Source organism: Streptomyces sp. NPDC040610 (assembly GCF_055594065.1).
Genome location: NZ_JBVIXA010000021.1, coordinates 76,269 through 100,655, shown reverse-complemented (window position 1 = coordinate 100,655; position 24,387 = coordinate 76,269). Strand labels below are relative to the sequence as shown.

14 protein-coding genes are annotated in these 24,387 nt (G+C 74.3%); 4 read left to right on the top strand and 10 right to left on the bottom strand.

Features of this window, described 5'->3' with window-relative positions; genetic code table 11:
• Nucleotides 1-113: 113 nt before the first annotated feature.
• The 10 genes from ACZ6AA_RS39240 to ACZ6AA_RS39195 form a co-directional block, all read right to left on the bottom strand.
• Entirely contained in the window at nucleotides 114-1,310 is a 1,197-nt protein-coding gene (locus ACZ6AA_RS39240; protein ID WP_468483721.1) for a Rieske 2Fe-2S domain-containing protein, read from the bottom strand.
• A 57-nt stretch (nucleotides 1,311-1,367) separates the two neighbouring features.
• Nucleotides 1,368-4,172, bottom strand: a complete 2,805-nt coding sequence (gene redH, locus ACZ6AA_RS39235; RefSeq protein ID WP_471463258.1) for an undecylprodigiosin ligase RedH — start codon at nucleotides 4,170-4,172, stop codon at nucleotides 1,368-1,370.
• Nucleotides 4,169-5,314 carry an SAM-dependent methyltransferase gene (locus ACZ6AA_RS39230; protein WP_468483723.1) on the bottom strand — a complete coding sequence of 382 codons (1,146 nt, stop codon included), beginning with the start codon at nucleotides 5,312-5,314 and terminating at the stop codon, nucleotides 4,169-4,171. Before ACZ6AA_RS39230 ends, redH begins: the two co-directional genes overlap by 4 nt.
• The gene (locus ACZ6AA_RS39225) at nucleotides 5,302-6,177 is read right to left on the bottom strand and encodes a thioesterase II family protein (RefSeq protein ID WP_471463256.1); all 876 of its coding nucleotides are present in this window, start codon (nucleotides 6,175-6,177) and stop codon (nucleotides 5,302-5,304) included. The genes ACZ6AA_RS39230 and ACZ6AA_RS39225 overlap by 13 nt, the downstream gene beginning before the upstream one ends.
• Before the next feature lie 61 nt (nucleotides 6,178-6,238).
• Nucleotides 6,239-14,161: an aminotransferase class I/II-fold pyridoxal phosphate-dependent enzyme gene (locus ACZ6AA_RS39220; RefSeq protein ID WP_471463254.1), complete on the bottom strand. Its 7,923-nt coding sequence runs from the start codon at nucleotides 14,159-14,161 to the stop codon at nucleotides 6,239-6,241.
• 11 nt (nucleotides 14,162-14,172) lie between these two features.
• On the bottom strand, nucleotides 14,173-15,939 hold the full coding sequence (locus ACZ6AA_RS39215; RefSeq protein ID WP_471463252.1) for an AMP-binding protein: 1,767 nt from the start codon (nucleotides 15,937-15,939) through the stop codon (nucleotides 14,173-14,175).
• A gap of 5 nt (nucleotides 15,940-15,944) precedes the next feature.
• A complete protein-coding gene (locus ACZ6AA_RS39210; RefSeq protein WP_471463250.1) occupies nucleotides 15,945-17,843 on the bottom strand; it encodes an aminotransferase class I/II-fold pyridoxal phosphate-dependent enzyme in 1,899 nt (632 codons plus the stop codon).
• Entirely contained in the window at nucleotides 17,840-18,100 is a 261-nt protein-coding gene (locus ACZ6AA_RS39205; RefSeq protein WP_468458576.1) for an acyl carrier protein, read from the bottom strand. Before ACZ6AA_RS39205 ends, ACZ6AA_RS39210 begins: the two co-directional genes overlap by 4 nt.
• 7 nt (nucleotides 18,101-18,107) lie before the next feature.
• Complete coding sequence (locus tag ACZ6AA_RS39200) at nucleotides 18,108-18,389, bottom strand: acyl carrier protein (protein ID WP_468458578.1); 282 nt, start codon at nucleotides 18,387-18,389, stop codon at nucleotides 18,108-18,110.
• A gap of 10 nt (nucleotides 18,390-18,399) precedes the next feature.
• The gene (locus ACZ6AA_RS39195) at nucleotides 18,400-19,431 is read right to left on the bottom strand and encodes a beta-ketoacyl-ACP synthase III (protein WP_468483726.1); all 1,032 of its coding nucleotides are present in this window, start codon (nucleotides 19,429-19,431) and stop codon (nucleotides 18,400-18,402) included.
• Nucleotides 19,432-19,677: 246 nt separating this feature from the next.
• Between ACZ6AA_RS39195 and ACZ6AA_RS39190 the strand changes: the two genes are divergently transcribed.
• From ACZ6AA_RS39190 to ACZ6AA_RS39175, 4 genes are all read left to right on the top strand, one after another.
• Nucleotides 19,678-20,193: an acyl carrier protein gene (locus ACZ6AA_RS39190; RefSeq protein WP_471463248.1), complete on the top strand. Its 516-nt coding sequence runs from the start codon at nucleotides 19,678-19,680 to the stop codon at nucleotides 20,191-20,193.
• Nucleotides 20,190-21,434: a beta-ketoacyl-[acyl-carrier-protein] synthase family protein gene (locus ACZ6AA_RS39185; RefSeq protein ID WP_468483727.1), complete on the top strand. Its 1,245-nt coding sequence runs from the start codon at nucleotides 20,190-20,192 to the stop codon at nucleotides 21,432-21,434. Before ACZ6AA_RS39190 ends, ACZ6AA_RS39185 begins: the two co-directional genes overlap by 4 nt.
• Before the next feature lie 174 nt (nucleotides 21,435-21,608).
• Nucleotides 21,609-22,499: a DUF6206 family protein gene (locus tag ACZ6AA_RS39180; protein WP_468483728.1), complete on the top strand. Its 891-nt coding sequence runs from the start codon at nucleotides 21,609-21,611 to the stop codon at nucleotides 22,497-22,499.
• Nucleotides 22,500-22,572: 73 nt separating this feature from the next.
• Nucleotides 22,573-24,048 carry a nitroreductase family protein gene (locus tag ACZ6AA_RS39175; protein WP_468458586.1) on the top strand — a complete coding sequence of 492 codons (1,476 nt, stop codon included), beginning with the start codon at nucleotides 22,573-22,575 and terminating at the stop codon, nucleotides 24,046-24,048.
• Nucleotides 24,049-24,387 lie beyond the last annotated feature (339 nt).

Genomic DNA, 24,387 nt, shown 5'->3' with positions numbered 1-24,387 from the left:
TCCCCTCTTCCCCCCCCCCCCCCCCCCCCTTCTCCCCCCCCCCCCCCCCCCCCCTTTCCCCCCCCTTCGTTTGTTTTCTTTCCCTCCTTCTCCCCCCAACCCCCCCACCGGGGTCAGGTCGAGGTCCTGCTGAGCCCGCCCGCGCGGGCCCCCTTCCCGGACCGCTTGGGGCCGCCGTTCCCGTTGCCCTTCTCGGGCCCGTTCCCGTTCGTGCCGCCCGCCGCGGGCACCGCCACCGGTTCGTCGGCGCCCGCCACCGGCTCGACCTCCCGGGCCTGCGCCTCCGCCCGTGCCTCCGCCTTCAACCGGTCCCGCATCTGCAGGTACTTGGCGTTCATCTCGTCGACGGCGATGAACTTGTTCACCCCGCGCTCGCTGACCTTCGGCTCCTGGCGGGCCATGATGTCGTTGTCCTGCTGGTCCTGGACGTACTGCTCCATCATCAGCGAGAGCCGCAGGACCAGCGGCCGCAGCGGCTTGATGGGCACCATCCACTTGAGCAGCGGGTACTCGTAGAGGCGCATGATCGCCTGGGTGTGGTGCTCGTCGATGGGCACGAGCCAGGTCGTGACCTCCAGAAGGCCCTGGCGCACATGCGTCATGCACGGGGCCTGGTAGATGAGGTCGAAGTGCCAGGTGTTGGAGGGGTTGCCCTCCTCGCACTGGTCGAAGGTGTTGCGGATGATCGTGCCCTCGACGTCCACGCGATGGTTGACGATCTTGTTGGCGGCGATGTAGCGCTCGCGGCCGTCCGTCCACAGCTTCTTCCAACTGCCGTACATGAACGTGTAGTCGATGATGTTCGCCCAGTGGTCCCGGTGCACGAACGTCACGTGGTAGAACTCGAGCAGGCTCTCGATGTAGCGCGTGTAGTGGACCGGGCGGCTGAAGGTGATGGTCTCGTACGCCCGCGGGTGCTCGGCGAGTTCATGGGGCAGCTCGATGTCGGGGAGCTGCGTGCGCTTGTCGCCCCACCACAGCCACACCAGGTCGTACTTCTCCCGCACCTCGTAGGTGTCGACCCGCAGCGACGCCGGGATGCGGCCCTCCGAGCCGAGCGCGGGCACCAGCCTGCACGCCCCGTCGGTGCCGAACCGGAAACCGTGGTACGGACAGGCCACCGAATTGCCCACCAGGCGGCCTTCGGAGAGGTTCGCGCCCTTGTGGGGGCAGCGCGCCGACTGGCAGACGAGGTTGCCGCGCAGGTCGCGCCAGAGCACCAGCTCCTCGCCCATGCGGCGCACGCCGGTGGGCGCGTCACGTTTGACGTCCTCGGTCCTGAGAATCGGATACCACTGATTCGGGATCATCTGGAACTTCCTGCCTTCCTCGGGAAAGTCCTGCCTTCCTCGGGCGGTGCGGCGGGCTCAGCCCTCCACGACCTCGACGACACCCGTGTCGCCGTCGACCATGACCATGTCGCCGGTGTTGATCACCTGCGTCGCGTACTTGGTGTTGACCACCGAGGGCACGTTGAACTCCCGCGACACGATGGAGCTGTGCGAGAGCATCGACCCGATGTCGGTGACGACGCCGCCGGCGATGGCGAACAGCGGCGTCCAGGACGCGTCGGTGTGCCGGGTCACGAGGATCTCGCCCGCCTGGAACTCGTCGGCCTGCCACACCAGGTCCTCGACGATGCGGGCCCGGCCGACGATCCGCCCCGGGCTGGAGCCGAGCCCGTCCAGGCGCGCCCCGTCCTTCACGGGCCGCACCGCGCGGGTGCCGTCGTGCTCGCCGACGAAGGTGAGCGGCGGCTCCGGCAGCCGGTTGTGGTACTCGTGCACGCGCCGCCGCTCCTCGATGGCGGCCCGCGGGAACGCCTCGCGCGCGGGCAGCTCACCGGCCAAGTAGCCGCGTACGTCGGCGAAGTCCAGGAAGGCCACCTCGTCCAGGCAGTGCAGCACCCCCTCGTCGACAAGCCGCCGCCCCACCTCGTACACGACGTTCCTGACCAGCCAGATCGACGTGATCATCGACATGCGCGTGGCCTCGCGCAGCTCGCTGCACAGGGCGTACATCGAGATGACGCCCTCGACGGTGGTGCGCCGCGGCAGCGGCAGCTTCTTCAGGACCGCCCGGACGTCGCCCTCCTGGCGGGCACGGCTGCGGCCCATGATGTCGTCGGCGGTGAAGCCGTCGGCGGCGTAGCGGCGGATCATCTGGAAGACATACGACGGGTCGTCGATCCAGCGCTGATGGGTGAGCTCCATCTCCTGGCGCCCCCGGGTGCCGTTGGCGCGCAGGAACGGCTCCAGCTGCGACTGCCAGAAGGCCTCGCCGTCGGGGTCCGCGCGCAGCCGGTCCGCGACCTCGTCGAGGGGTGCCGCCTCGATGATCTCCATGACCCGGGGCCTGGCCTTCGCGGCCTGCGCGACGCTCCAGATCTCCTGTGCCGACGCGACCGTGCGCAGGCTGGACATGTCCGTCTTGATGCGGTTCTGCAGGTTGTCGCCCGCGGCGCCGAGCCACTTGGCGCACAGCTCGGTCAGGACGCCGTAGAACCCGAACGCGTTGATGTAGTACGGCATGTAGCCGACGTGCGCGTCGTGGAAGTAGTCCAGGTAGCGGCCGAGTTCGGCGTGCAGCTCGCGGCGGCCCATGCGGCTGAGGTCCAGGCGCCGGGCACGGTCGAACTCGTACAGTCGACTTTCGGCCATGTCCCGGGCGCGGTCCTTCATCACCAGCATCTCGTTGGCCGTGGCCCGCAGCCAGTGCGTCGTCGAGAGCAGGTCCTCCAGGCCGCCGGGGAACGTCCCGAAGGGGTTCTTGTACGTGGCCAGGTCCACCTCCTCGCTGACGAAGCGGCGGGTGAAGTGGCGCTGGTCGCGGGTGGGCAGGGCCTGGCCGAGGAGGTACGCGGTGTAGGAGATGTTCAGATAGACATGGCCCTGGAAGAAGCCCATGTGCAGGCCGACGTCGCCGGTGTCGCGCACGCCGAGCGCCGCCGCGCAGTCGCCGTGGACGTGGTCCTGGTAGTGCCGGGCGAAGCTCAGGCCGAGCGGGGACATCAGACCGACGAAGATCTCCCCGATGTCCATCCGCGACCACAGGGTGCCGTGCCGCACGGCGTCCGGCTGCTGCTCCAACAGGTCCGGCAGATAGGGGCTGCGGGCGCCGTCGGAGGTCTCGGTCCTCGGGCGGGTGGTGATCGGGCGGGCCTGGAGGAGGTGCAGCGTGCCGTCGCGCACGGCCCACTCGATGTCCTGCTCCGCGCCGTGGCGGTCCCGGATCTCCAGGGCGATCCGGGCGAGCGCCGCGAGCTGGTCCCGGGTCAGGCAGGGCGCGTCCCGGTCGGCGGCGTCGACCTTCGTCATGCCGATGCGTCCTGGCGCGAGCGGCGCGCACTTGGTGACCTTGTACCGCACGCGTTCCTCGACGACGTCGAGCGTACGGTCGTCCACCACGAAGAAGTCGCTGGAGACCCTGCCCGACACCAGGCCCTCGCCGAGCCCGCAACAGGCCTCCACCACAAGCCGGTTGGGCCTGCCGCCGACCGGGTCGACGGTGAACAGCACCCCGCTGACGTCGGCGGGCACCATCTCCTGCACCACGACGGCGATGGAGCCCGCCGGGCCGCCGCCCGCACGGTAGGCCGCCGCCCGGTCCGACCACAGCGAGGCCCAGCAGACCCGGACCGCGTCGAGCAGCGCCGCGTCGCCCGACACGTCGAGGACCGTGTCGTGCTGGCCCGCGAAGGACCGCTCGGCGGAGTCCTCGCGCGGCGCGGAGGAGCGCACCGCGACCCGGGGGCGGCCCAGGTCCTCGTACGCCGCGAGGATCGTGCGGGCGACCGGCTCCGGGATGTCGCGGGCCAGGACCGCCTCGCGGACGGTGAGGGCGGGTTCGCCGCGGGCCTCGGCGGCGCGGATCTCGGCGCCGAGGCCGCTCTCGCGCAGGAAGACGTCGAAGAGGGCCGTGGTGAGGCAGAACGCGGGCGGCACCGGAAGCCCCGCGGCCGTCAGCTCGTCCAGCCGGGCCGCCTTGCCGCCCAGCTCGGCGGGGGTGGCGGCGTGCGGACGGCCGAGCACGGCGACGAGGCCGGAGTGCGGAGCGGGGGTCGGGGTGGTGGTCTTCTCGGTGGCGGGTGCGGCGTCGGCTGCCTCGTCCGTGGCGGTGGTGTCCGCGGCCTCGGGGGCGGGGGCGGAATCGGTGGTCGCCTTCGTCGTCATGACGCGGCCTCCTCGGCGGTGGTGGGGGAGCCGGAGCGGGCCGGGGGCAGTGCGGCGGGCCCGGCCCCGGGGTTGATGCCGACGAACGAGCGGAACGCCTGGCCGGGCAGGAGCCGGGTGGCCCGCACCTCGGTGAAGCCCGCATCCCGCAACTGGCCGAGCAGTTCCTCGGCCAGCGGCAGCGGGCCGCCGAAACCGGCGTACTCGAACCAGAGGTTGAGCACGTCGAGGCCCAGCGGGCCGCCGCCCCGGCACGAGGAGGTGAGCAGCAGGGTGCCGCCGGGGGCGAGGAAGGACCGGGCGCGGGCCAGGACCTCGGCGCGCTCCTCCTGCGGGAAGTAGTAGATGTTGTTGTGCAGTGTCACCACGTCGAACTGCGGTTGCAGGTCCAGGGTGCGCAGATCGCCGCTGCGGGTCTCGACGCGGTCGGCGAGGCCCCACTGCGCCATGTTCTTCGCGGCCTGCCCCGCGACCTCCGGCTGGAGGTCGACGGCCAGCGCCGTCAGGCGCGGGTTGAGCCCGGCCGCGTACCGGACGTACGCGCCGCTGCCGCAGCCGACCTCCAGGAGCCGCACCGGCGCGGTGCGCGACAGCGTCCGGCTGATGGCCTCCTCCACGAAGCCGCGCACCACCAGCGTGGAGCGGGCGATGACCAGGCCGTCCTGGTCGGACAGCTCGAAGCGGCCGCCGTCCTTGAGCATGCGCGGGGCGTCACGGAGCGCGGGCACATGGAAGCGCAGCAGCTCTTCGAGTGCTCCCGCGACGGCGTCGTTGTTGACCTGCGCGAGCGCCTTGGCCGTGCGGCTGCGCAGGCGGTAGCAGCCTTCGCTCCGGTCGAGCTCGCCGAGTCGCACGCCGACGTCGAGCCAGGCGCGCAGCCGGTGCCGGTCCTCGGGCCCGCTCTCCAGGTGCTCGGCCAGGCTCTCCAGGTCGCACGGGCGAGCCGCCAGGCAGCCGAGGACGCCGGAGCCCGCCGCCGCGGCGAGGAACGACGCCCGATACAGGGGCGTGAACAGCGTCCGGTTGAGGACGAGGAGCAGCGGAAGCCGGGGATCGGCGACGATCCGCGCCATCGCGGCAAGGTCGGTGAACGGCTCCTGTGCCCGGGCCTTGACGGCCCTGGCCAGCCTCAGTAGGTCCATGCGGGTTCCCTCTCCTCGGTGGTGCGGGTGAGTTCGGCGCGCAGCTCACGAAGGAGCGGAAGCCGTGCGGGTCCGGTCAGATAGAAGTGGCCGCCCGCCACCCTGCGGTGCAGCAGCGAGGCGCTGGTGTACGCCCGCCACGCCTCGACGCGGTCCGGCGGCGCCACCGGGTCCCGGGCGGCGGAGAACGCCGTCATCGGGCAGTCGAGCGGTCGCCGCGGTCGCCAGCGGTAGCGGGCGCACAGCGTCAGGTCGGCGCGCAGCACCGGCAGCCTGCGCTCCAGGTAGGAGCCGCCCACCCGGTCGTCGGGATCCAGGGCGCCGAGGTCCCGCACGAGGCGGCGCAGGTCGTCGTCGCCCAGCGCCTGGTCGTCGGGGCCGCCGTACAGGTGCGGTGACCTGCTTCCGGACACGAACAGGTGCGTGGGGCCGGGGCGTTCGCGCGCCCGCAGCTCGCAGGCGACCTCGTACGCCAGGAGCGCGCCCATGCTGTGCCCGAACAGGGCGTAGTCGTCGACGTGTCCGGCCGCCACGAGCGCGTCGGTCACATCGCGGGCCAGCGGCGCCATGTCGGTGTACGGCGCCTCCCCGAGCCGCAGGCCGCGCCCCGGGAGCAGCACCGGCACGACCGTCACGCCGGGGCCGAGCAGGTGCGGCCAGTCGCGGTACACGGACGGGGTGCCGCCCGCGTAGCTGAAGCAGATCAGGCGGGGCCGGGGGCCGGGGGCGTCCGGCGCGGGCGCGGGGGCGGGCCCGGCGGTGGGCGGCGCGCCGGGACCGGCGTCGGCTCCTGGCGGGGGCCCGAAGCCGGGGCCCGCGAACCAGGCTCGGGTCGGTGCCTGCGGCCGTTCGGTGAGGTGCACAGCGGGTTCCTCTCGGGCTCGGGCCGGTCGGGGCGGGGGGCGAGGCGGGGCGGGGTGGGTCTCAGCGGGGGACGCGGGCACGCCCCTCGGGCGAGTCCAGCCAGGCGAGCGTGAGCCGCACCCCCTCCTCGAAGCCCACCTCGCCCTTGAAGCCGAGGTCGTCGCGGGCCCGGTCGACGGCGTACGACTGGTCGCGGTCGAAGAGGTGCACCGCGTGCCGGGTCAGGACCGGGCGTGCCTTGATCCGCAGCGCCCCGTACAGGCCCTCCGACAGCGTCGCCACACCGCGTGCCACGGGCGCGGGCAGGCTCAGCGAGGGCGACTTCACACCGAGGCCGCGGGCCAGCGCCTCGACGTACGCCCGCCAGGTCGTGCGGTCGGGATCGCGCAGGTTGTACGTGCGGCCCGCGGCGGCCTCGGACGCGCAGGCGGCGATCATCGCGTCGGCCGCGTTGGTGACGTACAGCAGCCCGGCCGGTACGTCGCCGCCGCGGATGTACACCATCTGGCGGCTGAGGAGCAGCGTCGCGATCTCGATGACGAAGTCCTTGCTGCGCGGCCCGTACACGCTGACCGGCCGCACCACGGTCAGCGGCAGCCCGGCGCGCGCGGCCGTCTCGCGCACGGCCTGCTCGCCGAGGAGCTTGCTGCGGTTGTACGGCAGGCCGATGTCGCGCGGCGGGGTGTCCTCGTCGCAGGGGCGCACCGGGTAGCCGTAGACGTCGGTGGTGCTGACGTGCAGGAAACGCTCGACGGTGCCCGCGTGCCGGGCCGCGTCGACGAGGTTGCGGCTGCCGTCGACGTTGACCCGCTGGAAGTCCGCCCACGGGCCCCAGTCGGCGGACAGGCCCGCGCAGTTGTACACGTGCCGCACCCCGGCCGCCGCCCGCCGCAGGCTGTCCGGATCGCCGAGGTCCCCGACGGCCACGTCGACGTCGAGCCCCGCGAACGCCGAGCGGTCGCTGCCCTCGCGGACCAGGACCCGCACGCGGTGGCCGCGTTCGGCGAGGCGGCGGGTGAGGTGGCCGCCGATGAAGCCGCCGGCGCCCGCCACCAGGACGTCGGGGGCGGAGGAGGCGGGCCCGGGGGCGGGGGAGGGGGCGGTGCCCGGCTCGGCCCCGGTGACCGGCGTCGACTCGCGCGGCGCCGCCTCGTGGTCCGGCTCGGCCTCGTGGTCGGGCTGCGCCTCGCGGCGCGCCGCCGTCCCGTTGTGCCCCGCCGTCCGCGAGGTCCCGTTCGTCTGCTTGCGTGTCGCCATGGCTCGCCCCAACAGGTCCAGTGCGCGGTCGAGTTCGTGCTCGGTGTGGTCGGCGTTGATGAAGAAGCGCAGGCGGCACTCGTCGCGCGGGACGGCGGGGTGGCCGATCGGCATCACGTTCACACCGAGGCGGAGCAGCGCGTTGGAGAGCGCCATGGTCTCCTCCCAGCCGCCGATGACGACCGGGATCACCGCGGACGCCCGCGACACGCCGATGTCGTATCCGCGGGCGCGGGCCTCGTCGCGGAAGTGCTCGGCGAGGTGCCGCAGGCGCGCCACGCGCTCCGGCTCGTCCCGCACGACCCGCAGCGCCTCCAGGGCGGCGGCCGTGTTGGCGGGCGATATGCCGGTGCTGAAGATGTGCAGCGGTGCGGTGAACTTCAGGTACTCGACGAGGGGGCGGCGCGCCGCCACATAGCCGCCGAGGCTGCCGACGGCCTTGCTGAGCGTGCCCATCCACAGGTCGACGTCGGCGCGGTCGACGCCGAAGTACTCGCCGATGCCGCGCCCGGTGCGGCCGAGCACCCCGAGCGAGTGGGCCTCGTCGACCATCAGCATCGCGCCGTGCCGCCGCTTCACGTCGATGAACCGGGGCAGGTCGGGCAGGTCCCCGTCCTGGCTGTACGCGCCCTCGACGAGGACGAGCGCGCGGCGTGCCCGCGCCCGGCCCGCGGTGAGCAGCCGGTCGAGGGCGCGCCAGTCGTTGTGCGGGAACGGCCTGCGCCGGGCGCCGGACAGGACGCTGCCGCGCACCGCGCTGTCGTGGATCCACTCGTCGTGCAGGATCAGGTCCTCGGGGCCGAAGAGGTGCCCGATGGTCGCGACGTTCGTGGCGTGCCCGCCCGCGAACACGATCGCGGCCTCGGTGCCGAGGAACGCGGCGATCTCGGCGTCGAGCCGGTGGTGCAGCGGCGTCTCGCCGAACAGCAGCGGCGTCGCCGAGCAGGACGTGCCGTACCGGTCGACGGCGGCGCGCGCCGCCGCGCGGACCCGTGGATGGTGGGACAGCGCGAGGTAGTTGAAGGCGGCGAAGTTGAGGACGGGGCGGCCGTCCACGCAGGACCGGCCGCTGTTGAACCCCTCGTGCGTGCGCCCGTACGGGTTGTCGCCGTCGGCCGTCGCCTGCCGCAGGCGCCCCTGCAGTTCGCGGTATTCCGGCCACTCCTCGAAGACACGCTCCTGCCGCACGGCGGGTGCGGTCTCGACGCCGGGCCCGGGGGCCACGCCCACCTCGGCGACTGCGGTCGTCTCGTCGGCCACGGGCACGGCGCCCGCGAGGACGTCGGCGAGCTGCTCCACCGTGGGGTCCTCGGGCAGCCGCTCCCGGTTGCCGTTCAGCTGCCCGGGGAATCGCCGCGTCAGGGCCCGTTCCAGCTCGGCGCGCATCAGCGAGTCGAAGCCGAGGTCCGCGCCGAGCCGGGCGTCACGCGCGATCTGCGCGACGGCGTACCCGCAGACGCGTGACACCTGCGCGAACACGTCCTGCCGTCCGGTGCGGGGGTGGTCGGCCGCCGGAGGGGTGGGAGGCGCCGGTCGCGGTACGTCCATGGGCTCTCGCGGTACGGAGGCGGGCTCCTGCGTCGCGTGGGCAGGCTCTCGCGGTACGCGGGCGGGGCCCTGCGCGTGCTCCTCCGTGGACGCGTCCGTCGCGGCGGCGGGCTCTGCCCCGGACGCCGTCCCGGTCGGCGTGAACCAGTAAGGCTCCCGCTCCCACACCGCGTGCGGCACCGGCACCCGAGGCGCCCGCCGCCCCGCGTCGAGCGCCGCCCAGTCCACCGCCCCGCCCGCGCAGTGCAGCCGCCCGAGGGACGTGAGGAGCGTCTCCCAGTCGCCCGTCGCGCCGGGCACGGCCCCGCCCCGGCCCCGGCGCAGCGACGGCAGCCACAGGGCGGGGCGCGCGTCGGGCCCGGCGTCGGCCGGAGTCGTCGCGCGGCCCAGGCCCAGCAGCGTCGGGTGCGGGCCCATCTCGACGTACGCGGTGCAGCCGAGGCGCCGCAGGGTCGCAAGGCCGTCGGCGAAGCGCACGGTGCCGAGCAGATGGTCCACCAGGGCGTCGGCGTCGATCCGGCCGACCGGCTCCCCGGTGGCGTCCGACACCCAGGTGATGACGGGCTCGGCGAAGCGCACGGAGCGGGCGGCCGCGCGCAGCGGCTCGGCGGCGCCCGCCATCAGTGGCGAGTGGAAGGCGCCGGAGACCGCGAGCGGCTTGACGACGACCGACCGCTCCGCGAGGTCCGCGCGGGCCCGCTCGACCTCCGCCCGGTCCCCGGAGAGCACCAGGTGGGTGGGCGCGTTGACGGCGGCCACGGCCAACGACCCGTACCGCGACGCCACTTCTCGTACCGTCTCCGCGTCCCCGACGCACGCGATCATCGTGCCGTCGCCCGGCTGCTCGTCCATGAGCCGCCCCCGGATCGCGGCGAGCGTGAGGGCGTCCTCGAAGGTCAGCGCGCCGGACACGCACGCGGCTGCGTACGCGCCCACGCTGTGTCCGAGCACGGCCGAGGGGCGCACGCCGAGGGACTGCCACAGCTCGGCGAGCGCGATCTCCAGGGCGACGAGGGCGGGTTGGCAGTACCGCGTGGCGCGCAGCCGGTCCGTGCCGTCCGGTGCGAACAGGACCTCGGTCAGGGGGGTGCCGAGGTGCGGCCGCAGCACGCCGTCCGCGCGGTCGATGGCGCGGGCGAACGGCTCGTGCGTGTCGTACAGGCCCTTGCCCATGCCCGGGTACTGCGTGCCCTGGCCGCTGAACAGGAACGCCGTGCGCGGCTCGGGCCCGTGCCCGGCGGCGGCGCGCACCACGGCCGTCGAGGCCTCGCCCCGGGACAGCGCGTCGAGCCCGGCGTCGAGCGCCGCCGCGGACCCGCCGACGACGACCGCGCGGTGCGTGAGCACGGCCCGGCCGGTGTGCGCGGCGCGGCACAGGTCGGCGAGGGGCGCGTCGGGGTGGGCGGCCAGGTGGGTGCGCCAGCGCCGGGCCAGGGTGGTCAGGGCGGTCGGTGTGTGGCCCGACAGGCGCAGGGCGTGCACCGGACGCGCGGGCGGGTCGGGTGCGGGGTCGGGGGCGGGCGGGGACTCCAGGACGACGTGGGCGTTCGCCCCGCCGAAGCCGAAGGAGCTGACGGCGGCGCGGGCCGGGCCCGCGCCGGGCAGCCGTGTCAGGCGGGTCGGTACGTCCAACCCCGCTCCGTTCCAGTCGAGTTGGCGGTTCGGTGTGGTCAGGTGCAGCGTCGGCGGCACCTCGCGCTCGCGGACGACGAGCGCCGCCTTGATGAGGCCCGCGACGCCCGCGGCCGCCTCCAGGTGCCCGATGTTGGTCTTGACGGAGCCGACCAGGCAGCGGGCGCCGTCCGGACGGCCCATGCCGTACGCGGCCGCGAGGCCCTCCCACTCGACCGGGTCGCCGAGCGGCGTACCGGTGCCGTGCGCCTCGACGTAGTCGATCTCCTTGCCGCTCAACCCGGCCCGTGCCAGGGCCTGTTCGACGACGGCGCGCTGCGCGGAGCCCTTCGGCGCGGTCAGGCCGTTGGCGCGCCCGCCGTGCCCGGTGGCCGAGCCCCTGATCACCGCGTGCACGCGGTCGCCGTCGGCGAGGGCCGCCGAAAGGGGCTTGAGCAGGACCAACCCCGCGCCCTCGCCCCGCACATAGCCGCCCGCCGCGTCGTCGAACGTACGGCAGCGCCCGTCCGCCGCCAGCATCCCGCCGTCCGCGAACGCCACGGACAGACCGGGCGTCAGCATCAGGTTCACCCCGCCCGCGAGCGCCGCCCCGCACTCGCCCCGGCGCAGGCTGTCGCACGCCAGATGGACGGCCGTCAGGGACGAGGAGCACGCCGTGTCCAGGGCGAGGCTCGGGCCGCGCAGGTCGAGGGTGTAGGACAGCCGGTTGGCGGCGACGGAGTGCGCGTTGCCGGTGGCGCCGTGCACGTCGACCGTGTCGAGGCGGCCCATCTGGAGCTCGGCGTAGTCGTGGCTGCTGATGCCGACGAACACGCCGGTGGCGGAGCCCGCGTACGACGTCGGGTCGTGGCCCGCGTCCTCCAGCGTTCCCCAGGCCGTCTCCAGGAGCAGCCGCTGCTGCGGGTCCATGCGGACCGCTTCCCGCGCCGAGAGCCCGAAGAAGCGGGCGTCGAACTCCTCGACGCCGTCGACGAACCCGCCGAAGTCCGGGGCCGCCACCCGCGCGGCGTCCCACCGGCCGCGCGGCACCTCGGTGATCGCGTCGCGGCCGTCGCGCAGCAGGCGCCAGTAGCTGTCCGGGTCGGGCGCGCCGGGGAAGCGGCAGCCGATCCCGACGACGGCGATCGGCTCGTGCGCGTCGCCGGGACCGGACGTAACGGCGGCGGGCGTGGCGACCGTCGTCGTGCCCGCCGCGCCGAGGTGGGCGGCGATCGCGCGGATCGTCGGATGGTCGAAGACCACGGACGCGGGGATCTCACGGCCGGTACGGGCACTCAGCTCCGCCAGGACCGCCACGGCCTGCCTGGAGTCGAGACCGAGCGAGGCGAGCGGCCGGGACGGGTCGACGGCCGTCGCGGCGAGCCCCAGCCGCTCGGCGACCCGGGCCGTCAGCCACGCCTCGACGGAGTCCGGGTCCCAGGTCCCGTCGGCGGGTACCCGCTCGGCGAGCAGCCCGGTCAGCGTGTCGACCCGCGGCCGTACGAGCAGCTCCCCGACCGGGACCGGCACACCGAGGCGCCGCTCCAACTCCCGTACGACGAGCAGCAGCCGGGGATGGTCGAGGCCCAGGTCGGCGAACGTACGGGTGGCGGCGCCGGAGACGTCGGGGACGTACGCGCGCAACACCTCCTCGACCGCCGCGTCCACCGACTGCCCCCGCCCCAGCGGCGCGGCCGGGACCGGCGTGTCGCGGGCGACGCTGGCCGCCACCACCTTGAGGCCCAGGCCGAGGAAGTCCGCGCGGCACGCCTGGCGTTGGATCTTCCCGCTGGTGGTCCGGTGCACCGTGGACCGCTTGAGCAGCACGACGGCGTGCGGCGTCACCTCGTGCTCGTCGGCCACCGCCGAGCGCAGCCGGGCGAGCAGGCCCGGCGCGTCGGCGGCCCGACGGCCGTCGATCTCGTACGCCACCACCAGCTGCTCCACGCCGTCCACCTCGACGGCGAACGCGGCGCCGCAGCCCGCGCGGACGGCCGGGTCGGCCTGCTCCACGGTCAGTTCGATGTCGTGGGGGTAGTGGTTGCGGCCCTGCACGATGACGACGTCCTTGGTGCGGCCGACGACGTGCAGCTGGCCGTCGCGCAGGAAGCCCAGGTCGCCGGTGCGCAGATACGGCGTGTCGGGCTCGCCCTCCAGACGGGCGCCGAAGGTGTCCGCGGTGGCCTCGGGGCGGCGCCAGTAGCCACGCGCCACGCTGGCGCCCGTGAGCCATACCTCGCCGATCGTGCCCTCGCCGGGGACCCGCCGCCGCGCTGCCGCGTCCACGACCGCCACGTCCACGCTGTCGACGGCGGGCCCGCAGGCCACGACCCGCGTGCCCCGGCCCCCGGCGGCCTTCCCGGCGTCGGTGGCCTCGGTGGCGACGCCCGCGCCGAGCGCCGCCGCGTCGAACTCCCCGACGGCGGGCGGCTCGTGGGCGCGCACGCCCGTCACCATCAGGGTGGCCTCCGCCAGGCCGTAGCAGGGCAGCAGCGCGCCCCGCCGGAACCCGCAGGCGCCGAACCGCTCGACGAACCGGTCCAGGGTGTCGGCGCGCACCGGCTCCGCGCCGTTCAGGGCGAGCCGCCAGTGCCGCAGGTCGAGCCGGTCGCGCTCCTCGTCGGTGATCCTGCGGACGCAGGCCTCGAAGCCGAAGTTGGGGGCGACGCTGGTCGACGCGCCCGTGTCGGAGAGGGCACGCAGCCACAGCAGGGGGCGGCGCACGAACGACATCGGCGCCATCAGGTGCGCGGGGAACCCGCCGTACAGCGGCGACAGGATGCCGCCGATCAGGCCCATGTCGTGGTACGGCGGCAGCCACGACACCATCTGCGAGTCCGCGTCGTGCGCCAGCCTGCGGTGGATGGCGGCGAGGTTGTGCAGCAGATTGCTGTGGCTGACCATGACGCCCTTGGGGGCGGACGTCGAGCCGGAGGTGTACTGGAGGAAGGCGAGGGAGTCGCCGGTGAGGTCCGGCGCCCGCCAGTCGCCCGCCTCCGCGGTGTCCCCGCCCCCGTCGCCGCCCGCCTCCGCGCCGTCGGCCGCCCCGGACCCGCCCCCCGTCACCAGCCACCGCAGCCCGGCGAGCCCGAGCGCGGCGAGGTCGTCCTTCCGGTCGCCCGCGAACCGCGAGAGGCCGCCCGTGGTGAGCGCGTGCGTGGCCCGCGCGTCCCGGGCGATGGCGGCGAGCCGGGGCATGGTCTGCCCGAACCTGCGGGTGTCCGGGGGATAGGCGGGGACGGCGATGGCCCCCGCGTACAGGCAGCCGAGGAAACCGGCGATGTAGTCGAGGCCGGGCGGGTGCAGGAGCAGCACCGGTTCGCCCGTCGCGCCCTCGCGCCGGAGCAGGGCGGCGACGTGCCGGGCCCGCAGGTCGAGGTCGGCGTACGTCCAGGAGCGTTCGCCGGGCCCCGGGTCGGCCGTGCCGCCCCGCACCGGGGTCTCGGAGCCGCCGAGGAAGCGGTAGGCGAGCGCGTCCGGGCGCTGTGCCGCGTGGTGGCGCAGAAGGGCGACGAGGGTCTGCGGCTCGCCGCCGCGTCCGTGGGTCTCGGTCGGGCCTTGGGTCATGTACGTCTCCGTCACTTGCCGGGCACGGCACGCGGGGCGGGGCCGGGCGCGGGCCGGGGTGTGGGCGCCGGGCGAGGGGTGGACGCCGGTCCGCCGAGGCGCCGGTAGTCGGTCTTGCCGTTGGCGTTGTGCGGCAGCTCGTCCAGGCAGGTGGCCGTGCGCGGCAGCATGTAGCGCGGCAGATAGCGCGCGCAGTGCCGCTTCAGCTCGATGAGGCCGGGCCGGGGCGTCTCGCCGTTGAGGGTGAAGTAGAGGGCGATGGCGGTGTCGGGGCCGCCGGTGTCGGCGACGACGGCGGCGTGCGCGATGCCGGGGTGGCGCAGCACGGCCGCCTCGATCTCGCCGAGTTCCACGCGGTGGCCCGCGAGTTTCACCATGCGGTCCTTGCGGCCCCGGTACACCAGGGCGCGGCCGCCGTGGCGCACGTCGTGGCTCACCAGGTCGCCGGTGGCGTGCCGGCCCCCGCGGTGTCCGGCCGCGGCGGGCTCGGCCTCCCCGCGCCAGTAGCCGGGGGTGACGCAGTCGCCCTCGACGACGAGTTCACCGAACGCGTCCGGGCCGGTCAGGGCGCGTCCTTCGGCGTCGACGACGGACACCTTGGCGCCGGGCAGGGGGGTGCCGATGGGGACGGGTTCGTGGCGGTCCAGGTCCTCGGGGCGCACCCGGTGGTAGGTGCAGACGTTGGTCTCCGTCGGCCCGTACAGGTTGTAGAGCGCGGTGTCCGGCGTCAACTGCTGTGCCAGGGCGCGCAGATGGGGGATCGGGAACACCTCGCCCGCGAACAGGACGTACCGCAGTCCCCGCGCGATGTCGGGGGTGAGCGCGCCCGACACGGTGAGCAGCCGCAGCACGGACGGCACCGAGTACCAGACGCTGACGCCGTGGTCCCGGATCCCGGCGGCGAGCGCGGCCACGTCGCGGGCCTGCCCGTCCGGCACGATCCACAGGCCCGCGCCCGCCGAGAGGGCGGTGAACAGGTCGAACGTCGACAGGTCGAAGTTGAACGAGGCGTGGTTGGCGAACACGTCACCGGCCCCGACGTCCAGCTCCTCGCGCGCCCACCGGATGAAGCACGCCAGGTTCCGGTAGCTGATCCGCACGCCCTTGGGGGTGCCGGTCGACCCGGAGGTGTACAGGAGCGCGGCGAGGTCGTCGCGGTCCAGGGGCGGAAGGAGGACGACGTGGCCCGCGGCGCCCGCGGTGAAGGCGGACCAGGAGACGGCGGGTCGGACGGGGGCCGGGTGGTGGACGGGGGCCGGGTGGCGCGGGCGGATCTGATCCGGCGTGACCTGACCCTCGCCCCCACCCTCGTACTCGTCCACGAGCACGATCACCCGTACTGAATCCGGTAGTTGACGCTCCATCAGCATGTCCAGGCGACGGCTGTCCGTGACCAGCGCGACCGGCTCCGCGTCCCCGAGGATGGTCTCCACGCGGGCCACCGGCTGCCCGCCGTCCAGCGGCACGTACGCGCAGCCCGCGTGCAGGGCGCCGAGGATCGCCTCGGCGTAGCGCGGCTGCTTGTCCGTCCAGATGGCGACCCGGTCGCCGACCTCGGCGCCCAGGCCGAGCAGTCCGGCGGCGACGGCGGCGACCTGCCCGGCGAGCTCGCCGTACGTGCGGGTGTCGGGCCCGACGAAGGCGAGCCGCGCGGACTGTTCGGCGCTCGGCGGCCACGGCTTGCGGATCAGCGCGACGTCCGACAGCTCCGACAGGTCAGGTGGTCCGGACAGCCCCGAGGGATCGGGCGTGCGGGGCTCCTGGGGCGGCTTGGTCATCGCGCTCACCCGGCCGACGGCAGGACGCCGGTCTCGCGGGCCGCGTCGACGAAGACGCCCGCGGCGGTCTCCAGGTCCTCGCGGGTGTGCTCGCAGGTGACACTGACCCGCAGCCGCGCGTCGCCGAGCGGCACGCCGGGGAACACCACCGTCTGACAGAACAGACCGCGGGCCCGCACGGCCCGGCCCATCTCCAGGGCCCGCCGCTCGTCGCCGATGACCAGCGGCAGGATGGCGCTCTCGGTGTGCTCCAGGTCGAAGCCCGCGTCGGCGAGCAGACGGCGCAGGAAGCGGATGTTCTCCCAGAGCCGGGTGATCCGCTCCGGCTCCGCCTCGATCAGGTCGAGGGAGGCGATGAGACCGGCGGCGACCCCGGCGGGGATGTTGGCGGCGAAGACGTAGGAGTGGGCGTAGAAGCGCAGGTACTCGACGACGTCCTCGTCGCCGACGACGAAACCGCCCATGCCCGCGAGGGACTTGCTCATCGTGCCGAGCTCCAGATCGACCTCGCCCTTGAGGCCGAAGTGCTCGGCGGTGCCCGACCCGCGCGCGCCGAGCACCCCCGTCGCGTGCGCGTCGTCGATCATGACGCGGGCGCCGTACTCCTTGCCGAGCCGGACGATCTCGGGCAGGTCGCAGATGTCGCCGTGCATGCTGAACACGCCGTCCGCGACGATGAGTTTGCCCGCGGTCCGGTCGTCGCAGCGCTTGAGGATGCGCTCCAGGTCTGCCATGTCGTTGTGCTGGTAGATCTTGCGGACCGCGCCGGAGAGCCGGGCGCCGTCGACGATGCTCATATGGTTGAGCTTGTCGACGATCAGCGTGTCGTAGCTCTTGACCAGCGCGGAGATGGTGCCGAGGTTGGCGGCGTACCCGCCCGGATAGACGATGCACGCCGGGTGGCCCTTGAACGCGGCAAGGCGCCGCTCCAGCTCCTTGTGCAGCATGTTCGTGCCGCCGATGAAGCGCGACCCGGTGTGCGTGGCGCCGAAGGCGCGGGTGGCCTCGCAGACCGCCTCGATGACCTTCGGGTGGTTGGCGACGCCCAGGTAGTTGTTGGAGGCGAACATCAGGAACTCGCGCTTGCGGCCGGTGAGTTCGTCGAGAATGAGGGCGCGGCTGCCGCAGCGGGAGTGCAGCGGCATCCCGTACCAGTACAGGTGCTCGGCCTCGCGGCCGCGCAGATGGCTCCGGAAGCTGCGGGTCTTGGCGAAGAGGTCGCCGTCGCGGCCCTCCACGAAGTCCTTCATGGAGCGGCTGTCCCAGGAGGCGGCGCGATCCGGGGCGCCGGTGCCGGTAGCTGTGCCCATGGCTGCGCCCGCTCCGTCGCCGCCGGTGTCGCGGTACGCCCGCAGCTCGGCGATCAGGTCGCGCAGGGACGGCGCGGTCAGGGTGCCCGCGAGGTCGTCGGGCAGGCCGAGGTCGCGGGCGCAGTCGGCGACGATCGACACCAGGACCACCGAGTCGATGCCCAGCTCGCCCTCGAAGTCGGCGTCCAGGGGCAGTTGTTCGCGCCGGTACTGGGTGTGGTGCATGGCGGCGCGGAGGACGGCCGCGAGGACGGGGTCCTCGGGGGCGGGTGCCGGTGCGGACTCGGCGGCGGGGGAGGGAGTGGCGCCGGGCGCCCGGCCCGCGGCCGCGAGCGCCTCCTCGACGGCGGCCGTCAGCTCGCGGATCGTGTGCAGGCCTTCGGGCAGCGGCGAGCCGAGCGCGAAGCGCTCCGTGACCAGGGCGAGGATCGACGCGTGGATGACGGAGTCGATGCCGAGGTCGGCCTCGAAGTGGCTCTCGGGCAGCAGGTACGACTCGTCGTACAGCGTCCGGGAGGCGACGATGTCCACGATGGCGCGCCGCACGGCGGCGCCCTCGTGGCCCTTCGCGGTGGCAGTGGTGGCATCGGTCATCGCACGCCCTCCCCTTGGGCCCGCAGCCGTTCGACGAGTGCGGCGATCGTGTCGACGGATCGGAAGTTCGCCGGGGAGATCTCCCGCAGCGGCACGGTGATGCGGAAGTCGCTCTGCAGGTAGTGCACGAGGTCGAAGATCCCGGCCGAGTCGATGATGTTCAGTTCGGCTATGGGCAGTTGGGCGTCGAGGCCTTCGGTGTCGCCGTCGAGCCAGACGTCGGCGATGTAGTTGATGATCGACTGCTCGGTGGTCATGGCCGCCCTACGCTCGCTCTCCGGTGGCCGACGCAGCGGGGGCGCTCGGGCTCGGCACGCGCAGCCCGTCCTCGATCAGCCCGGCCACCGCCGCGACCGTGTCGCCCGGCGTCGCCGCGTCCTCGGCGACGGCGACCCGGAACTCGGACTGGATGACGAGGAGCAGCTCGACGAGGAACAGCGAGTCCATGTCGAGCTCTTCGAACTTGGTGTCGGGGCCGATCTCCGAGCGGTCCACCTCGAACCGGTCGACCAGCAGCTCGACCAGCCTGTCGTACGTCTCGCTCATGCGGTTCTCCTCAGATGTGGTCAAGGCGTGGCCAGGTCAGCACCGTCGACCCCCAGGTCAGGCCCCCGCCGAAAGCGGTGAGCAGCACCCGGTCGCCCGCCCGCAGGACGCCGTCGGCGTGGGCCTGGTCCAGGGCGAGGGGGATGGACGCGGCGGCGGTGTTGCCGACGTCGGCGATATTGCTGAAGCAGCGCGGCCGCGGGACGCCCACCTCGTCGGCCACGTGGTTGGTGATGCGCAGGTTGGCCTGGTGGCCGACCAGGTGGTCGACGTCCGCCGGTGTCCACCCGGCACGGTCCAGGACGGCCCGCGCGGAGGCGGACATGCGCTGCACGGCGTGCCGGAAGACCTCCTTGCCGTCCATCGTGAAATAGCGGTCGCCGGCCTGCGGGGAGCGGCCCGACAGACGCTGGCGCGAGCCGCCCGCGGGCACCGTGATCAGGTCCTCGCGGCCGCCGTCGCTGCCCAGGTCGAACGGGCCGAGCGCGCCCGGCTCCGCGGGTTCGCCCGCGCGCAGCACCACCGCGCCCGCGCCGTCGCCGAAGATCACCGAGGTGGAGCGGTCGTCCGGGTCGAGCAGCGTGGAGAACGTCTCCGCGCCGATCACCAGGACCCGGTCGGCGGCGCCGGTCGCGATGAGCCCGGCCGCCGTGGCGAGGGCGTACACGAAGCCCGTGCACACCGCCGAGACGTCGAAGGCGGCGGTCCCGGTCAGGCCGAGGCGGGCCGCGACGACGGGCGCGGTCGCCGGGCAGGGCCGGTCCGGAGTGGTGGTGGCGAGCAGCACGGCGTCGACGACGGGCGTGCCGGACGACTTCAGGGCCTTGGCGCCCGCGCCGACCGCGAGATCGGAGGTGGCGGTGCCCGGCGCGGCGAAGTACCGCTGCCGGATCCCGGTGCGGGAGCGGATCCACGCGTCGGAGCTGTCGAGGCGCGCGGCCAGCTCGTCGTTGCTGACGGCGGTCGGCGGCAGACAGCCGCCGACCCCGGTGAGCACCGCGGCACGGGTCGGCGACGGTCGGCTCGGTGGGGGTGCGGTCACGCGTGCTCCTCGGTCTCCCGGACGGCAGGACGTGGGTGCGGCTACCGAGTCTCGCGGGGCGGGCTGACGGGAAGAGGCCGCGCGTGCTGACGGCTCGCTGACCGCCCGCTGATCGCCCCCGGAGGCGCGGCGGCGGGCGGCCCCGGGGCCCGCGGGGTCAGCCATCGGTCAGCGTCCGGCGCGGCGGGCGGTCAGGCGCGGCCCGCAGACTCGACCCCAGGCGACCGGAGAGGTGGGGCGCATTCGATGAGCGCGATGTACGGCAGGTTGGTCGGTCCGCTGGTCGACCGTTTCGACGCGGACCCCGCGGAGCTCGCTCCCGACACCACGTTCGCGGACCTCGACATGGACTCGCTCCACCTGCTCGAACTGTTCCTCGTCGTCCACGCCGAACTGGGCGTGGCCGTGGGCGAGCACGCGGCGACACCCAGGGCCACGATCGGGGCGGTGGCGGAGATGCTGACGCGGAAGGCGGATCCGGTACGGGGAGGGGCTTGGGCACGAGGACGGGCCCCGGTACGAGCCGCGGTTTCGGTACGACCCCGGGACTCTGTACGGCCCCCCGACTTTGAACGACGACCGGCTCCCGCACAGCCATCGACTCCCGCACAGCCATCGGCCCCTGTACGGGTATCGGCGCAGGAACAGGCACCCGCACCGGCGCGGACCCCACGACCGGCACCGGCGCCCGCCCCGCCCTCGGCGGCCGACCGCACCAGCCCGACCCCCACCCCGCCCGCCGCGTCCACCCCCGCCTCATGACGCGCCCCGCACCCGCGCGCGGCCCTGACGACATCGCCGTCACCGGCCTCGGGCTCGTCACCGCCGCGGGCATCGGCGTGGCCGACACCTGGGCCGGGGTGTGCCGGGGGCGGTCCGAGGCGGCGACCGACCCGGGGCTCGCCGGGCTGCCGGTGGACATCTCCTGCACGGTGCCGGGCTTCAGCGCTCGGCGGCACGTCGGCCGACGCAGCGCGTTGACGCAGGACCGGTTCAGTCAGCTGTCCGTCGCCGCCGCCCGCGAGGCCGTCGCGGACAGCGGGCTCGACCCGGGCACGTGGGACGGGGCCCGCGTCGGCGTCGTCGTCGGCTGCGGCCTCGGCGGCGTGGCGACCTGGGAGGCCCAGCACCGCCGCCTGCTCGACCAAGGACCGCAGGCGGTGTCGGCGCTCCTGATCCCCATGCTCGTACCGAACATGGTCGCCGGGCACCTCGCCATGGACCTGCGCGCGACCGGACCGAACCTGGTGACCGCGACGGCCTGCGCGTCCGGCGCGACCGCCATCGGCACGGCGCTGCACCTGCTGCGCGACGGCAGCTGCGACGTGGTGGTCGCGGGCGGCGGCGAGGCCGGGGTGACGCCCCTGATGGTCACCGGCTTCGCGCAGATGGGCGCGCTGTCCCGGCGGCTCGACGAACCCGCCGCCGCCTCCCGGCCGTTCGACCGGGACCGGGACGGGTTCGTCATCGGCGAGGGCAGCGGCATGCTCGTCCTGGAGCGCGCGGCGGACGCCCGGGCGCGCGGCGCCACCGTGCGGGCCCGCGTCGCCGGGTACGGCGCGTCGGCCGACGCGCACCACATGACCGCGCCCGACCCGCGCGGCACCGGCGTGCTGCACGCGCTGCGCACGGCGCTCGCGCGGGCGGGCGTCGTGCCGGACGAGGTCGACCACGTCAACGCGCACGGCACCTCGACGCCCCTGAACGACGCGGCCGAGGCGGCGGTGCTGCGCAAGTTCCTCGGCGCGGGCGCCGCGGTCACCTCCACCAAGGGGGTGCTCGGCCACACCCTGGGCGCGGCAGGGGCGATCGAGGCCGCGCTGACCGTCCTCGCCGTCCAGCACGGCACGGTGCCGCCGACCGCCAACCTCCACGACCAGGACCCCGACATCGACCTCGACATCGTCTCCGGGGCCGCGCGCACCCGGAAGCTGGACGTCGCGGTCAGCAACTCCTTCGGCTTCGGCGGCCAGAACGCCGTCCTGGTGGTGACCGCGCCATGAGCCGGGGCGCACCCGTCCCGCACGGGGGCGGCGGCGAACCCGACGGCCGCGCCAGGGGCACCCCCGTACTCCCGCCGCCGCCCATCTCCCCAACCGCCCCCGCACCCCCTGCCCGGCACCCCGGACCCGAGCCCCGCCCCACGGCGGCGCCGGTCCGCCGAGAGTGAGGCACCCATGACCCTCACGGTCCCGCACACCGCGCTGGCCCACCTGGAGGAACAGGTCCAGGACGCGCTGCGCCGAGCCGACGACAGCGCACTCGACGTGCTGGGCTACGGCGAGATCACCCTCGTGCTCCGGCTCCGCACCGACGCGGGCTCCTTCGCCTGCAAACGGCTGCCCGCCTTCCCCGACCGGGACCGCTTCGAGCGCTACCGGCACTCGCTCGACGCGTATCTGCGCCGACTCGCCGACGGGGGCCTGACCGTCGCGCCCACCGAGGTCTGGCACACGACCGGGCCTTCCGGGCGGATCACGGCGTACTGCGTGCAGCGCGAACTCCCGCCGGAGCGGCTCTGCTCCCGCCTGCTGCACACCGAGGACGAGGCGTGGGCGAAGAACTTCTTCGCCCGCTTCCTCGACCGCGTCGACACCGCCGTGCACCCCACGCTCGGCCTGGACGCGCAGGCCTCCAACTGGGTCGACCTCGAAGGCGAGTTGACGTATCTGGACGTCACCACACCGCTGATGCGCGACGGTCGCGGCCGTGAACTCCTCGACGTGCGGCTCTTCTTCACCTCGCTGCCGTGGATCCTGCGCGACGTCGTCCGCGTCTGTGTGGCCAAGTCGATCTTCGACAAGTTCTACGCGACGCGCGGCGTGCTCCTGGACTTCCTCGGCAACCTCCACAAGGAACGCCTCGACGCGCTCGTCCCCGCGTTCCTGGAGCAGGCCAACGCCCGCCTCGCCGAGCCGATCACGGCCGCCGAGGTCGCCGCGTACTACCGCGACGACGCCCGGATGTGGGAGCTGATCCAGCGCCTGCGCGCCGCCGACCGCCTCTGGCACCGCAAGATCCGGCGCAGGCCCTACCCCTTCCTGCTGCCGCCGCCCGTGGATCGCTGACGCCCGGACAGCCGAGCCCGCGCGATCGACGTCCGCTCACCTGCCCCTGTGTGGAGCCGAGGAGAACACGACGATGACCACAGACCGGGCCCCGGCCCCCGGCGTCCCCGCCGCGCCCACGACCAGTGCCTCCGCTGCCTCCACTGACTCCGCCGACTCCACCGCTTTCGCCGACGCCCTGCGGGAGGCGGCCCGGATCGCCGTGCTCAGCCCCTCGTCCCACAACTGCCAGCCGTGGGCGGTGGCGTGGGCCAGGAGCGAGGGGTCCCGTGCGGCCGCCGCGCGGGTGCTGGACGGGGAGGCCGGGGTGCCCGCGACGTACCAGTACCTCGTCCTCGGGCTCGACCGGAGCCGGGAGCTGCGGTCGCTGCCCGCCCACGCCGTCGAGATGCTGCTCAGCTGCGGCCTGTACTGGCAGCTCCTGCTCCGGGCCCTGGAGGCGCAGGGCTGGTCGGTGGACGCCCTGCGCTTCGCGGACGGCCCGTTGGCCCCGGGGGTGGCGCGCGGGGTCGAACTGCCCGGGACCACGTGGCCCCGGTCGTGGACGGGGCTGTGCGTGGCGCGGCTGCGTGGGCGGGTGGGGGCGGGGGCGGAGGCCGGTGTCGAAGCGCGGGGCGCGGTCGGTGCGGAAGCCCGGGGTGGTGCCGGGGCCGGAAAGGAACTCCGGGACGGGGCCGGAGTCGGGGCCGACGCCGGTCCCACGAACGATGCCGGGCCCACGGTCCACGCCGGGCCCACGACCGGTGTCGGATCCACGATCGGCGCCGGGGTCGGAGGCGAAGTCGGCCCCGGCGTCCGGGACGGCGGCGCGGAGCTGCGTACCCTGCGCGCCGCCGCCCGCGCCCGCCGCACCAACCGCGCCCCCTACCTTCCGCAGCCCGTCCGGCCCGCACTCCTGGACGGCCTGCTCGCCCCGTCGGGGTGCGCGGCGGCACGCGGCGCGGACGTCACCGTGCGGCATCTGACGTCCGGCGCCGACCGCACGGCGTTCGCCGACTTCGTGGCCGAGCACGGCGGCCGCGACTTCAGCCACCGCGAGGCCTGGCGCGAGACGTATGCGTTCCTGCGGGCCGACCGGGCCGAAGCCGACGCGCGCGGCGACGGGTTCGCCCTGGACCAGCTGTTCGGGCCGCTGTCGTGGCCGAGCAGGCACGCCCTGCGCGCCGCCCTCGCGCCCGCGACGATGCGGCTGCTCGGCCCCGTCGGCTACGACCGCTTCGTCGGCCGCCGCCTGGCCCACGGCCTCGCCAGGATGGTGCGGCCCACGCCCGTCGTGGTCGCCATGAGCTTCGACCGGACGGAGCCGACGCTCGCCGACGCCGTCAAGGGCGGAGCACGGCTGGCCGATTACTGGCTGTGCGCGACCACCGCCGGGCTCGCCCTGCACCCCGTGAGCGTCGTGCTCCAGCACGAAGACCTGCGGACGGCCTTCCAGTCGAGCCTCCGGATTCCGGGCCGCGCGTTCTTCGTGAGCCGCCTCGGTTGGCCCGTCACCGAGTTCCCGTGCTCCCCACGCCGCCCAGCCGACGCACATCTGCGGAGGATCTGACTTTCCCGTCGCGCCGTTTCGAGCCATTCTCATGGTTCTCTAAACAATCCTCGACCAGAGGACAGTTGCGCCCGCATAATGTTGCAGTGCGGACGGCATATTCCGCACCCGTGAGTCTGCCCGGATACGCCGCGAGATGGGGTGTACGGACGGAGAAAGCGCATATTCGAACAGTGGCCGGACGCGTTTACGGGCAGCAGCGACGAGGGGTACCCGAAGGCACATGGTCGTGTCATTCAAAGGGGGGCGGCGAGATGGGGAACTGCTGCAAGGGGCACCTGCCGGAAGTCACTCGCGGGCCGGGGAAGCCGGCCCGCTCGGGCGTGATGTCGTGACGGG

Excerpts from the sequence above, each read along its gene's own strand:
- ACZ6AA_RS39240 (WP_468483721.1), bottom strand. The coding sequence starts at position 1,310 with ATGATCCCGAATCAGTGGTATCCGATTCTCAGGACCGAGGACGTCAAA.
- redH (WP_471463258.1), bottom strand. The coding sequence starts at position 4,172 with ATGACGACGAAGGCGACCACCGATTCCGCCCCCGCCCCCGAGGCCGCG.
- ACZ6AA_RS39230 (WP_468483723.1), bottom strand. The coding sequence starts at position 5,314 with ATGGACCTACTGAGGCTGGCCAGGGCCGTCAAGGCCCGGGCACAGGAG.
- ACZ6AA_RS39220 (WP_471463254.1), bottom strand. The coding sequence starts at position 14,161 with ATGACCCAAGGCCCGACCGAGACCCACGGACGCGGCGGCGAGCCGCAG.
- ACZ6AA_RS39215 (WP_471463252.1), bottom strand. The coding sequence starts at position 15,939 with ATGACCAAGCCGCCCCAGGAGCCCCGCACGCCCGATCCCTCGGGGCTG.
- ACZ6AA_RS39210 (WP_471463250.1), bottom strand. The coding sequence starts at position 17,843 with ATGACCGATGCCACCACTGCCACCGCGAAGGGCCACGAGGGCGCCGCC.
- ACZ6AA_RS39205 (WP_468458576.1), bottom strand. The coding sequence starts at position 18,100 with ATGACCACCGAGCAGTCGATCATCAACTACATCGCCGACGTCTGGCTC.
- ACZ6AA_RS39200 (WP_468458578.1), bottom strand. The coding sequence starts at position 18,389 with ATGAGCGAGACGTACGACAGGCTGGTCGAGCTGCTGGTCGACCGGTTC.
- ACZ6AA_RS39190 (WP_471463248.1), top strand. The coding sequence starts at position 19,678 with ATGAGCGCGATGTACGGCAGGTTGGTCGGTCCGCTGGTCGACCGTTTC.
- ACZ6AA_RS39185 (WP_468483727.1), top strand. The coding sequence starts at position 20,190 with ATGACGCGCCCCGCACCCGCGCGCGGCCCTGACGACATCGCCGTCACC.
- ACZ6AA_RS39180 (WP_468483728.1), top strand. The coding sequence starts at position 21,609 with ATGACCCTCACGGTCCCGCACACCGCGCTGGCCCACCTGGAGGAACAG.
- ACZ6AA_RS39175 (WP_468458586.1), top strand. The coding sequence starts at position 22,573 with ATGACCACAGACCGGGCCCCGGCCCCCGGCGTCCCCGCCGCGCCCACG.